The organism is Spiribacter salilacus, from assembly GCF_009649225.1.
GTDB lineage: Bacteria > Pseudomonadota > Gammaproteobacteria > Nitrococcales > Nitrococcaceae > Spiribacter > Spiribacter salilacus.
On sequence record NZ_WJPP01000005.1, the window covers coordinates 83,320 to 95,377 of the forward strand.

General features: G+C 57.2%; 12 protein-coding genes. 5 read left to right on the top strand and 7 right to left on the bottom strand.

Translation table 11 applies throughout. The features are described from left to right. Positions 1-33: 33 nt before the first annotated feature. Positions 34-852, bottom strand: a complete 819-nt coding sequence (locus GH984_RS09780) for a universal stress protein (protein WP_153720036.1) — start codon at positions 850-852, stop codon at positions 34-36. A 93-nt stretch (positions 853-945) separates the two neighbouring features. On the opposite strand from GH984_RS09780, the gene GH984_RS09785 reads away from it, so the two are divergent. Genes GH984_RS09785 through GH984_RS09800 form a run of 4 tightly spaced genes read left to right on the top strand, consistent with a single transcriptional unit; the run spans position 946 to position 6,785 of the window. Then, positions 946-2,055, top strand: coding sequence for an efflux RND transporter periplasmic adaptor subunit (locus tag GH984_RS09785; RefSeq protein ID WP_153720037.1), 1,110 nt, complete (start codon positions 946-948; stop codon positions 2,053-2,055). Next, a complete protein-coding gene (locus tag GH984_RS09790; RefSeq protein WP_153720038.1) occupies positions 2,052-5,084 on the top strand; it encodes an efflux RND transporter permease subunit in 3,033 nt (1,010 codons plus the stop codon). The genes GH984_RS09785 and GH984_RS09790 overlap by 4 nt, the downstream gene beginning before the upstream one ends. Further along, positions 5,074-6,003: an ATP-binding cassette domain-containing protein gene (locus GH984_RS09795; protein WP_153720039.1), complete on the top strand. Its 930-nt coding sequence runs from the start codon at positions 5,074-5,076 to the stop codon at positions 6,001-6,003. The genes GH984_RS09790 and GH984_RS09795 overlap by 11 nt, the downstream gene beginning before the upstream one ends. Beyond that, entirely contained in the window at positions 6,000-6,785 is a 786-nt protein-coding gene (locus GH984_RS09800; protein WP_153720040.1) for an ABC transporter permease, read from the top strand. The genes GH984_RS09795 and GH984_RS09800 overlap by 4 nt, the downstream gene beginning before the upstream one ends. Here the strand turns inward: GH984_RS09800 and GH984_RS09805 are convergent. The 4 genes from GH984_RS09805 to ilvA form a co-directional block, all read right to left on the bottom strand. Next, positions 6,775-7,323, bottom strand: coding sequence for an adenine phosphoribosyltransferase (locus GH984_RS09805; RefSeq protein ID WP_153720041.1), 549 nt, complete (start codon positions 7,321-7,323; stop codon positions 6,775-6,777). The genes GH984_RS09800 and GH984_RS09805 overlap by 11 nt on opposite strands. Beyond that, the gene (locus tag GH984_RS09810) at positions 7,320-8,036 is read right to left on the bottom strand and encodes a FadR/GntR family transcriptional regulator (RefSeq protein WP_253939206.1); all 717 of its coding nucleotides are present in this window, start codon (positions 8,034-8,036) and stop codon (positions 7,320-7,322) included. The genes GH984_RS09805 and GH984_RS09810 overlap by 4 nt, the downstream gene beginning before the upstream one ends. Further along, positions 8,036-8,251 carry a DUF1289 domain-containing protein gene (locus tag GH984_RS09815; protein WP_153720043.1) on the bottom strand — a complete coding sequence of 72 codons (216 nt, stop codon included), beginning with the start codon at positions 8,249-8,251 and terminating at the stop codon, positions 8,036-8,038. The genes GH984_RS09810 and GH984_RS09815 overlap by 1 nt, the downstream gene beginning before the upstream one ends. A 76-nt stretch (positions 8,252-8,327) precedes the next feature. After that, complete coding sequence (gene ilvA, locus GH984_RS09820; RefSeq protein WP_153720044.1) at positions 8,328-9,839, bottom strand: threonine ammonia-lyase, biosynthetic; 1,512 nt, start codon at positions 9,837-9,839, stop codon at positions 8,328-8,330. 27 nt (positions 9,840-9,866) lie between these two features. Between ilvA and rpiA the strand changes: the two genes are divergently transcribed. Beyond that, positions 9,867-10,541, top strand: coding sequence for a ribose-5-phosphate isomerase RpiA (rpiA, locus tag GH984_RS09825; protein WP_369692044.1), 675 nt, complete (start codon positions 9,867-9,869; stop codon positions 10,539-10,541). Here rpiA and galE read toward each other — a convergent pair. Together galE and rfaH are read right to left on the bottom strand one after the other, a co-directional pair. Next, on the bottom strand, positions 10,529-11,545 hold the full coding sequence (gene galE / locus GH984_RS09830) for a UDP-glucose 4-epimerase GalE (RefSeq protein ID WP_369692045.1): 1,017 nt from the start codon (positions 11,543-11,545) through the stop codon (positions 10,529-10,531). The genes rpiA and galE overlap by 13 nt on opposite strands. Continuing rightward, a complete protein-coding gene (rfaH, locus tag GH984_RS09835) occupies positions 11,542-12,039 on the bottom strand; it encodes a transcription/translation regulatory transformer protein RfaH (protein WP_153720046.1) in 498 nt (165 codons plus the stop codon). The genes galE and rfaH overlap by 4 nt, the downstream gene beginning before the upstream one ends. Between the last annotated feature and the right edge of the window lie 19 nt (positions 12,040-12,058).

Sequence of the window (12,058 nt, forward strand, 5' to 3'; positions counted from 1 at the left end):
TCAAAAATCCTTTTTCTATTTAATTAGTAACTATTAGTGCGACAACAACACCGGCAGCGTCATCTCGCTTAAGATGCGCCGGGTGGTACCCCCCAAAATCATTTCACGCAGGCGTGAGCGGCCATAGGCGCCCATGACCAGCAAATCGGCGTTGCGATCGGCCGCGGTAGAAAGCAGCGTATCGGCCACCGCAATGCCCGAGTCTGCCAAGGCAACGGCCTCGGCCTGCACGTCATGGCGGGCCAAATAAGCCGCAATATCCGCACCGGGCAAATCACCTTCACCAACCACCAGCACGGCAACCTCTTGCGCTGCCTTAAGTAACGGCATGGCATCGGCAATAGCACGGGCAGACTCACGCCCGCCATCCCAACCAACCACCACGCGCTGGCCAATTGGCGTTGGCTGCCAGGCATAGGGCAGGGCTAGCACGGGCCGGCCAGCCAATAGCGCCACCTGACCCGGCAGATCGGCAGGCACCAAATCGGCGGGGCGATCGGGGTCTACCTGCCCCACCACCGCAATATCAGCGTAATGGGCGTGCATCGCAATGATATCCACCGCGGCGCGATCAATGCGCAGATCTTCTACGGCACGCCATTCGGTGGCGATGTCATAGGCTGCCGTGCCATCGTTAAAAACCTGGCCTAAACGGGCATTACGTGCCTCCCACGCCTCGCGATAGCGATCAAGTGCATCTGGCGGCAGATACTCTGCATGGGCGGCCAGCGGCTCAGCCACCGCCAGCCCAGTCAGACGTGCACCCCATGCTGCCGCCATTTCCGCGGTAATCGCGGTGTGCTCAGCCTCATGCCCATCATCTTTTAAATACAGCAAAATATCTTTAAACATGCATATTCTCCGCAACTTTCTGCGTATTTCGACATCATACTCGCAACTTACCTTGTTACACTGGTCGGTGAACACCAGCCCGGAGCTTTTTAAATGAAACTCGTTGTCCGATTTGTGCTTGCCTTACTGCTGCTTGGCGTCATTTTTGGCGGCATCTTTGGTTATCAGTTCTACAGCATGATGCAGGCAGGCGGCCCTCCGGGCGGGCAACCACCGGTTAATGTGATGGCCACTGAGGTCAGCGAGCAAGACTGGCAGGGCGTGCGCAACGCCGTTGGCAGCCTAACCGCCGTTGATCGAGTTTCTATTAGCACCGAGGTGGCGGGCACCATCGAGCAACTGGCGTTTGATTCGGGCGATACCGTTAGTGCCGGCGATGTTTTGGTTATTTTGGATGACGAGGTAGATCAGGCGCAGCTCGATGGGCTGCGAGCCGAGGCTGAACTGGCGCGTATTGAATTTGAGCGAGCCGAAGAGCTTCGCCCCCGTCAGGCCATTTCACAATCGGAATTTGATGAATCACGCGCGCGGCTCGATAGCGCCATCGCCGCGGTCCAAACTCAAGAGGCCAGAACCCGGCAAAAAACCATTCGCGCGCCCTTTGACGGCGTACTCGGATTACGCCGCGTGAGTGTGGGGCAATTTTTAGCCCCCGGCAGCGACATTGTTGAGTTACGCCAACTTGACCCGCTGTTTGTTGACTTCACCCTGCCAGAGCGTTTTCTGCCAGACATTAGCGTTGGCCAAGCCCTGCGCATTGAAGTGAGCGCTTATCCCGATACCACATTTAATGCCGAAATCAGCGCCATTGAGCCTGGCATTAGCGAACAAACCCGTTCGGTTAGTATTCGCGGCACAGTCGACAATGCCAATGGTCAGCTGCGCTCAGGCATGTTTGCCCGGGTAGCCGTTCAAGACCCCAGCAGCCGTCAAGTATTAGCCATTCCCGAAACCGCCATTAGCTTTAACACGTATGGTGATTTTGCCTTTCGTATTAACGAAACAGACGAGGGGTTAGTCACCGAGCGGGTGCAGTTACAAACCGGTGAGCGCCGCAACGGCCTTGTTGAGGTGGTTGATGGCTTGGCGGCTGGCGACCAAATCGTGGCCGCTGGCCTGCTTCGAGTGCGCCCGGGCCAATCAGTTACCATTGATGAGGAAAATGCCTCTAACCTCGATCCGGCCGAGGTAACTGAGCAATGAAGTTTACGGATATCTTTATTAACCGGCCGGTGCTGGCCACAGTGGTCAGCTTGCTGATCCTGCTGGCCGGCGTTCGCTCGCTTGATCTGCTTGAGGTACGGCAGTACCCCTCCACCGAAAATACGGTGGTCAGCGTAACCACCGCCTACCCAGGTGCCGACAGCCAACTAGTGCAGGGCTTTATCACCCAGCCGCTGCAGCAGGCCATTGCCGAGGCAAACGGCATCGACTACATCACCTCCGAAAGCCGCCAGGGCCTATCGACCATCGAGGTCAATATGGAGCTCAACTACGATGCCAACGCGGCCGTGGCGGAGATCCAAGCCAAGGTAGCCAGTCAGCGCAACGTGCTGCCCGCTGATGCGCAGGACCCGGTGATTGAATCGAGCACGGGTGATCAAACCGCATTAATGTATATGGCCATTTACAGCGACACGGTGGCCGTACCGCAGATTACCGATTTTGTAGACCGTGTGCTGCAGCCTCAGGTGCAGGCACTGCCAGGCGTTGCCAAAGCACGTGTATTTGGCCGTGCGCCCGCCATGCGCGTTTGGCTTGATCCTGAGCGGATGACCGCACTTAATGTAACAGCCGCAGAAGTCGCCCAAATCCTCCGTGCAAACAACTTTCAGGCCGGCATTGGCAGCACGAAGGGCGCGTTTGTGCAAACCAACCTATCGGTTACAACCAACGTGAGCGACCCCGCTGCATTCAACCGACTGGTGGTTCGTGAAGATAACGGCACCGTTGTGCGCCTTGAAGACATCGCCGAAATCGAATTTGGCGCCGAAACCTACGACTCGGCTGCCTGGTACAAAGGCCAGCCCTCGGTTTTTATTGCGGTAGAACAAGCCCCGGGCGCCAACCCGCTGGATGTGGCCGACTCAGTGCGCGATCGTATTCCTGATCTAGAGCGCCAACTGCCCGATAGCGTCAGCCTTGCGCTGCCTTACGATGCCAGCCAATTTATTGCTGATTCGATTGATGAGGTCTTCGTAACCATTGCCGAAGCCGTGCTCATTGTGCTTTCGATCATCTTTTTAACGATCGGTAGCCTGCGGGCAGCAATCGTACCTTCTGTGGCTGTGCCGCTATCTTTGGTTGGCGCGGCCACCCTCATGCTAGCGCTGGGCTACTCGATTAATTTGCTTACCCTCCTGGCGCTGGTGTTGGCGATTGGGCTGGTGGTGGATGACGCCATAATCGTGGTGGAAAACATTCAACGGCATATTGAAGATGGCATGGAGCGTAAAGCCGCCGCCATCACCGGCGCGCGCGAACTGGCTGTGCCCATTATCGCCATGACGACCACCTTGCTGGCAGTGTATGCGCCAATTGGCTTTATGGGCGGGCTCGTGGGCACGCTATTTAGTGAATTTGCCTTTACGCTGGCCGGGGCCGTGCTGATCTCTGGCATCGTCGCGCTTACCTTCTCACCCATGGTGTCGGCGCGTGTTCTTAAACCCGCGGGCGATCATGGCCGCTTTGAAGCGTATGTGGCCGGCGCATTTAGAAAGCTAGCAAGTGGCTACAAACGCAGCCTGCACAACTTGCTCGATACCAAAAGCGTGTTGGTCTTCTTTGGGTTGGTGGTGCTGGCATCGAACTACTTCATGTTTACCATGAGTGAAGATGAGCTGGCCCCCACCGAAGATCAAAGCATTCTGCTGTACCTTGGCTCCGCCCCACGCACGGCCACCTTTGACTATTTGGCCGAATTTGGCGAGCGCTATCAATCTGAGGCCGAGCAGGTTGCCGAGTATGAACGCACCTTTATGATTTTGGGCGGTTTTTCTCCCGATACGATTTTTGGCGGCATTGCCCTTTCGCCAGTTGATGAGCGAGAGCGCAGCCAATCTGAGGTACAACAAGATCTCTCGGCACGTTTTTCCAGCAACCCCGGGTTGGATACGGCTGTATTTCCGCGGCCTAGCCTGCCGGGCTCTGGCGGCGGGCTACCCGTGCAGTTTGTGTTAACTACCTCTGATGATTACGCCACGCTTGATGCGCGCGCCACCGAACTGGCTCAGGTGGCACAGCAAAGCGGCAACTTCATGTTTTTACGCAAATCCGTAGAATTCGACCGACCCATGACCACCCTCGAGGTTGATCGTGATCAGGCGGCTGATTTGGGCATCAGCATGGAAAATCTGGGGCGTACCCTTGGGGGCATGCTGGGCGGGGGCGATGTTAATCGCTTTAACCTCGATGGCCGCAGTTACAAAGTCATCCCTCAAGTAGATCGCAACTTCCGGCTTACCGCCGAGATGCTGCAGGATTACACCATCGATACCGCCAGCGGCCAGCAGGTGCCGTTATCCAGCATCATTACACTGCAAGAGTCGGTAGAACCGGGCTCTAGAAACACCTTCCAGCAGCTCAACTCCTTAACGCTGGAGGGCATTATGATGCCCTGGGTACCGCTGGGCGAAGCGCTAAACTACCTAGAAACCGAGGCAACCAACCTCTTGCCGGCCAACTACGGCTTTGACTACACGGGGCAGTCTCGGCAGTTTGCTAATCAAGGCGATGCGCTGGTAATTACCTTTTTCCTGTCTATTTTGGTGATCTACTTGGTGCTGGCCGCGCAGTTTGAAAGCTGGCGTGATCCCGCCATCATTTTGGTCTCGGTGCCGCTGAGTATTGCCGGTGCACTGGCCTTTATTGTGCTGGGCTTTGCCACCATCAATATTTACACGCAGGTGGGGCTAATCACCCTAATTGGCGTGGTTGCCAAAAATGGCATATTGATTGTGGAATTTGCCAATAAACTGCAATTAGAAAAAGGCATGAGCAAGCGAGACGCGGTTGAAGAAGCCGCCGCCATTCGCCTGCGCCCCATTATCATGACCTCGCTGGCTCTGATTGTGGCGATGGTGCCGCTGCTGCTGGCCACCGGCCCCGGCGCGGTTAGCCGATTCCACATCGGCCTGACCATTGCCACGGGCCTTGGCATTGGCACGTTATTTACGCTGTTTGTGCTGCCGGCGTTTTATCTGCTGTTAGCGCGGGATCATCATGCCCAATAATGCCGTGCTAACGCAGGGCTTAACCCGGCGTTATGGTAATCACAATGTGGTGGATGGGGTTGATCTAACAATCCAGCAGGGCGAGTGCTTTGCCCTGCTTGGCCCCAATGGCGCCGGTAAAACCACCACGCTGCGCATGCTTTTGGGTTTAACTCCACCCAGCAGCGGGCAGATCGAGGTGCTCGGCGAGCCCATTCCCGCACGCGCCCGCGAAATGCGGCAGCGCGCCGGCATCGTGCCACAGTTTGATAATCTCGACCCTGATTTTAGCGTGAGCGAAAACCTGATTACCTACGGCGCCTACTACGGTGTCTCACGCAAACTCATGAAAGCGCGCCTGCCAAAGTTGCTGGAGTTTGCCGAGCTCACCACGCGTGCGGATGACAACATCGGCGGGCTATCAGGCGGCATGAAGCGTCGGCTGACCCTTGCCCGCGCACTGGTGAATGACCCCGAGCTGCTGGCTCTCGATGAACCCAGCACCGGCCTTGACCCACAGGCCCGTCAACATATTTGGGAGCGACTGCATACCCTGCGCCGTGCCGGTAAGACGCTGCTACTGACCACTCATTACATGGAAGAAGCCGAGCGGCTATGCGACCGGGCGGCTATTATTGATCATGGCCGCATTGTGGCCTGCGATTCGCCACAAGCACTGATTGCCGAGCACATCGAGCCGCATGTGGTGGAGCTACGTGGTGATCTTGCCCTGCACTGGCAACAACACATTGGCACGGCCGCTCAGCTTCAGGGCGTACGCACCGAGGCCGTCGGCGAGACCTTGCTCATTTATAGCAACACGCGCGACACCCTCCTTAATGCCGTAGAAGCCGATATTGGCACTCGCTACCTCTACCGGCCCGCGGGGCTTGAAGATGTCTTTTTACGCCTTACCGGTCGGGAGCTGCGCGACGGATGATCGAACACCTTCGCCAAGCCCCCATCCCCAGTTTGCGCTTTGCGGCCGTTTGGCTACGCAACCTTAAAGTGTGGCGCAAGCTCATGCTGCCCTCCATGCTCGGAAATTTTGGCGAACCGCTGCTCTACCTGCTGGCGCTTGGTTTTGGGCTAGGGCAATTTATTGGCGAAATCGATGGCATGACTTACATGGTCTTTTTGGCCAGCGGTATTGTGTGTTCGGCCGCGATGACCGGCGCCACGTTTGAGGCGCTGTACTCCGCTTACACCCGGCTCACCATGCAACAAACCTGGGCGGCCATGCTTGCTGCCCCCATGACCGTGGATGATGTAGTGTTGGGCGAAATTGTTTGGGCCGGCACCAAAGCGTTGATTAATGCCAGCGCCATTGTGCTGGTGGCCGCACTCCTCGGCCTGGTGGCTGGGCCCGAAGCCATTCTGGTGTTACCCGTAATTGCGCTGGCTGGGCTTTGCTTTGCCAGCATCGCCATGGTCGTAACGGCCTTATCACCGAGCTACGACTTCTTTTTGTATTACTTCACTTTGGTGATGACGCCGATGTTGCTGCTCTCTGGCGTGTTCTTTCCCCTCTCAGGCCTACCTGATGCGATTGCCTTAGGCGCGCAATTTCTGCCGCTGGCCCATGTCGTGATGCTCGTCAGACCCTTAATGACGGGCGGCAGCATTGATGCCCCACTCCTGCATCTTGCCGTGATTTTGGCCTATACCTTCGTGGGTTACTGGATAAGCGCGGCCATTGCCCGGCGCCGGCTTATTCGATAATAATCAGCGATTGCACTGGGGCGTCGGCCATTTGCTGGCGGCCATTTAAAAACGCCAACTCAATCAAAAACGCATAGCCCAGCAAATCCGCGCCCAGCCGGCGTAAAAGCTCTCCTGTGGCGCGGGCCGTGCCACCAGTGGCCAGCAGATCATCCACAATTAGCGTGCGAGCACCGTGCTGCAGTGCATCGCGATGCACCTCAACCGCGTCGGTGCCATATTCCAAATCATATTCACAAGAATGCACCGCTGCCGGCAGCTTGCCCGGCTTGCGCACCGGAATAAATCCCGCCCCCAGCTCATAGGCTAGCGCCGCGCCAAAAATAAACCCGCGTGACTCGGTGCCCACAATATATTCCGGCTTTAAATGGCCCAAATCAGCCGCCATTAGGTCGATGGCAAGCGCAAAGCCCTTCGCATCGCCCAACAACGGCGTGATGTCTTTAAAGATAATGCCTGGCTTAGGAAAGTCGGGCACATCCCGTATCAACCCCTCTATTTGCGCCAATGCGGCGCTTCTATCGGATATTTTGCTCATTCTGCAATCACTCCCTGTCGGACATAACGCAAATGCACTTCGGCCGCCTGCTCGGCCGCCGCGGGGTTTTGCTGGCGTATTGCTGCTACTAGGGCTCGATGCTGATCCCGCAACGCCTGATCGCCACTGGCATTCACCAGCATAGCCGCTCGGGTGCGGCGCACATGCTCACGCATGACCGTAAACAACCCGCGCATCACGGTTACCACCGCCACATTATGGCTGGCCTCTGCCACCGCCAAATGCAGCCGCGCATCCCATGTGGCAGCCGCTTCGGCGTCTCCCGCCTGCTGCGCCTGCTCCATCTGCTCAATGGCCTCGGCAATGGCGCCCTGATCGGCCTCGGTGGCTCGCTCGGCCGCAAAGCGCGCCGCCAGCGTTTCTACGCCCTGACGCAACTCCAGCACATCCGCCACCGCTTTGGGCTGAGTCTGCATTAATCGCAATAACGGATCGGTTAGGCTGGGCGCCGTGACCGCCGCTACGGTATAGCCAGCATTGCGCCGCACCGTGAGCAGCTCGCGTGACACCAAGCGCAGCAAAGCCTCACGCAGCGACGCGCGCGAAACCTGCATAATGCGCGCCAACTCACGCTCTGCCGGCAGCGCGTCACCCGCTTTTAACTGCCCCGCTACTATTTGTTGTTCAATCTGCTCGGCAATCGTATCGGCCAGACGCCCCTCAGTTGGCTCAACCGGCGCAAACGCGCTCATTAGCCACGCCCTACTGGCGTGGCTGGCGTGCCGAAGGCGTCTGCAGCAAACCATCCACCATTTGCCGCTTCATGCTCCAACCGCGCCATAATTTCGAGGCGCTCTGTTTCGCTTAAATCGCGCCACACTTCGATTTCCTGCTCCGTACGGCCACAGCCAATACACCGGCCGTTTTCTTTCTCACAAATGCTCACACAAGGCGAAGAAATGGACATCGGTTCCTCCAGATTATTGATCATCGGTATCATGCCATACAGACGAAGTTTTCGTGGTAGTCATGACTTCGCCACCTTAGCTCAAAAACAAGGCGTAGGCCGGGTTGTTGGATTCGTCCCGGTACGGGTAGCCGAGTTTATCGAGGCTGGCTTTGAAGTCGGCGCGCTCGGCGGGGGGTACTTGTACGCCAACCAGCACGCGGCCGTAGTCGGCGCCGTGGTTGCGGTAGTGGAATAACGAGATGTTCCAGCGTTTGCCGAGGCGCTTTAAAAAATTTAGCAGGGCGCCGGGGCGCTCAGGAAAGCGCACGTGGTAGAGAACCTCGTCAGCCACTTGCTGGGCATGCCCGCCAACCATGTGCCGCACATGCACCTTAGACATTTCATCGTCGGTTAGATCGAGCACCGGGTAGCCCTTTTCCTCTAGCGCGGCAACCACTTCGTCACGGTCGTCTAGCCCATTAACTAGGCCAATGCCGGCAAAAACATGCGCTTCATCAGCAGACGCATACCGATAATTGAATTCGGTGATGGGTCGGTTGCCGATGGTTTCGCAAAAGTCTTTAAAACTGCCGGGGCGCTCGGGAATTGTCACCGCCAGCACCGCTTCACGATGCTCGCCCAGCTCGGCGCGCTCGGCCACATGCGCCAGGCGCGAGAAGTTCATATTGGCGCCACAGTTAATGCCGATGAGCGTGGCATCGGTAATGCCGGTTTGGGCGATGTACTTTTTAATGCCAGCCACGGCCAGTGCGCCTGCGGGCTCCATCACCGTGCGGGTATCTTCAAAGATATCTTTAATACCGGCGCAAATTTCATCGGTACTAACCAGTAAGCACTCATCAACCAGCTCTCGGGCAATGCGAAAGGGTTCTTTGCCGATTTGTTTTACGGCCACGCCGTCGGCAAAAATGCCCACCTCATCGAGTGTTACGCGCCGCCCGGCGGCCATGGCGCGCTCAAGCGTAGGCGCATCTTCAGGCTCTACGCTAATAATCCGAATATCAGGGCGCAGCTGCTTAATGTAAGCGGCAATGCCGGCAATTAGCCCGCCACCGCCGGTGGGCACAAACACCGCATGAATGGGCCCGGGGTGCTGGCTGAGAATTTCCATGCCAACCGTGCCCTGCCCGGCAATCACATCGGGGTGATCAAACGGGGGAATGGGAGTTAATCCGCGCTCTTCGGTGAGCTTTTCGGCATGCGCTTTGGCGGCATCATAATTATCGCCATGCAGCACGACACGGCCGCCCCACTGACGCACGGCATCCACCTTAATGGCCGGCGTGGTGCGCGGCATCACAATGGTCGCTTTAATACCGAGCTTTTGCGCGGATAGCGCCACGCCCTGCGCATGGTTGCCGGCCGATGAGCAAATCACTCCGCGTGCTTTCTCGGCATCGGATAATTTGGCCATGCAGTTATACGCGCCGCGTAATTTAAAGGAGAATACGGGCTGCATATCTTCGCGCTTTAATAAAATGCGATTATTGAACCGACGCGACAGATTGCTAGCCAGCGTAAGTGGCGTTTGATTAGCCACATCGTAAACGCTAGCCGTTAGAATGCGTTGCAGATAGTTTTTCATAGATCCGCAGTTTACAGGAGCCAACTCGTGAGCACACCGAATCCGCAAGATGAGCAAAAACGCGCCGTTGCCGAGGCCGCCGCGCAACGGGTTGAAGCCGGCAGCATTATCGGCGTGGGCAGCGGTTCTACCGTTAATTATTTTATTGATGCCCTGGCTAAAAGTGCCGACCCCATTCGCGCGGCCGTAGCTGCCTCAGAGGCCAGTGCCGAGCGCCTGCGTCAGCATGGCATTTTGGTGGAAGATGCCAACGCCGTAGATGGGCTTGCCCTGTACGTGGATGGCGCTGATGAAATTAATCGCCACTGCCAAATGATAAAAGGCGGCGGCGGCGCTTTAACGCGCGAGAAAATTATCGCCGCAATGAGCCGAGAGTTTGTGTGCATTGTAGATGAGAGCAAATCGGTGACCGCGCTGGGCGATTTTCCCCTGCCCGTTGAGGTAATCCCCATGGCGCGCTCTTATGTGGCCCGAGAGATCGTTAAGCTTGGCGGGCGGCCAGAGCTACGGCGCGAGTTTACTACCGACAATGGCAACGTCATTTTAGATGTGCACGATCTTAACTTGGGCGAGCCCATTGCCATGGAACGGCAGCTCAACGACCTAGCCGGCGTGGTGTGCAACGGGTTATTTGCGCTGCGCCCGGCCGATGTATTGCTGATTGGAACGGCAGACGGGGTAAAAACCGCTCACCCTGCATAGCCGTGCGGGTTTTGCTGCTGCCAGTGCCAGGCATCACCCAGCATGGTGGGTAGGTCGTGCTCGGCCTGCCAACCCAGCTCTGTGGCCGCTTTGCTGGCATCGGCATAACAGGTGGCAATATCGCCCGCGCGCCGCGGGCACAGGTTCACCGGAATGGTTTGTTCGCTGACCTGCTCATAAGTGGCCACCACCTCGCGCACCGAATAGCCACGACCCGTGCCTAGGTTCCAAATCGGGCAGCCGGTGTGGGTGGTTAAATACTTCAATGCGGCGATATGCCCACGCACCAAATCCATCACATGAATATAATCCCGCACACCGGTGCCATCGGGGGTGGGATAATCGTCACCAAAGATCTGTAAGGCAGGCCGCCGGCCCACCGCCACTTGGCTGATGTAGGGCACCAGGTTATTGGGCACGCCGCGGGGGTCTTCGCCCAGCATGCCGCTGGGGTGTGCGCCCACCGGATTAAAATAGCGCAACAAGCCGATTGCCCACTCGGGTTCGGCGGCAGCAAGGTCTTGGCAGATCTGTTCAATCATGCGCTTGCAGCGGCCGTAAGGGTTGGCGGGTTGATCGGCGGAAGCAGATTCGGGAATGGGCACGACAGCCGGGTTGCCATACACCGTGGCCGATGAGCTAAACACCAACCGATGCACGCCCACTTCCTGCATTACCTCAAGCAGGTTCAGCGCGCCGGCCACATTGGCTTGGTAATAGCTTAGCGGCTGCTCAGCACTCTCACCCACCGCTTTTAAACCGGCAAAATGCATAACCGCATCAATCGAATGCTCGGCAAAAATGGCTCGTAGCGCCGCTTGGTTGCGCACATCGGCATGAACAAACGGCACCGGGGCGCCGGTCAGCATACCCACCCGATCGAGTGCTTTTTGGGAGCTATTAATGAGGCTATCCAGCGCAACTACGGAATAGCCGGCCTGATGCAGTGCCACCAAGGCATGCGAGCCAATATAGCCGGCCGCGCCGGTGACCAGTATTTTCACGCGCGGGTTAGGGCAGCCTCGGGAAAGGGTACCCGCTGCTCTTGTTTCATAACCTCCAGCAACAGCATGATGCGATCGTCGCTGCGGCGGGAGTAGAAAACGCCTTCCAAACCGGCAAAAGGCCCCTCAAGAATGCGCAATTTATCACCCGGCTGGTAGCCCACCGGCGGGGTAGGAATACACCCGGCACTATCGAGATTTTGCTGCAGACAATCCACCACATAGTCAGGCACATGAGGAATACTCGAACCCCAGCGCACTAGGCCCGCTACCCCACGAGTGGAACGAATGGGTGCCCAGTTTTCGGCAATATCATCTAAATGAATAAACAAATACCGAGGGAATAACGAGTCCACCACCGTGCACATGCCGTTGCTGCGCCGCCGGCGCACCCGATGCTTGGGCCGAAACACCTCGTATTCCTGCCGGTCTAAATTAAACTCAGCGCGCTCGTCTTCTTTAGGTTTGCAGTAAATGGCATACCAGCGCTTCAAAATCCGTCTCCTTGCCGCC

Coding starts and splice junctions, on each gene's coding strand:
- GH984_RS09780 (WP_153720036.1), bottom strand. CDS start 852: ATGTTTAAAGATATTTTGCTGTATTTAAAAGATGATGGGCATGAGGCT.
- GH984_RS09810 (WP_253939206.1), bottom strand. CDS start 8,036: ATGAGCGCGTTTGCGCCGGTTGAGCCAACTGAGGGGCGTCTGGCCGAT.
- GH984_RS09795 (WP_153720039.1), top strand. CDS start 5,074: ATGCCCAATAATGCCGTGCTAACGCAGGGCTTAACCCGGCGTTATGGT.
- GH984_RS09800 (WP_153720040.1), top strand. CDS start 6,000: ATGATCGAACACCTTCGCCAAGCCCCCATCCCCAGTTTGCGCTTTGCG.
- ilvA (WP_153720044.1), bottom strand. CDS start 9,839: ATGAAAAACTATCTGCAACGCATTCTAACGGCTAGCGTTTACGATGTG.
- GH984_RS09785 (WP_153720037.1), top strand. CDS start 946: ATGAAACTCGTTGTCCGATTTGTGCTTGCCTTACTGCTGCTTGGCGTC.
- GH984_RS09790 (WP_153720038.1), top strand. CDS start 2,052: ATGAAGTTTACGGATATCTTTATTAACCGGCCGGTGCTGGCCACAGTG.
- GH984_RS09805 (WP_153720041.1), bottom strand. CDS start 7,323: ATGAGCAAAATATCCGATAGAAGCGCCGCATTGGCGCAAATAGAGGGG.
- GH984_RS09815 (WP_153720043.1), bottom strand. CDS start 8,251: ATGTCCATTTCTTCGCCTTGTGTGAGCATTTGTGAGAAAGAAAACGGC.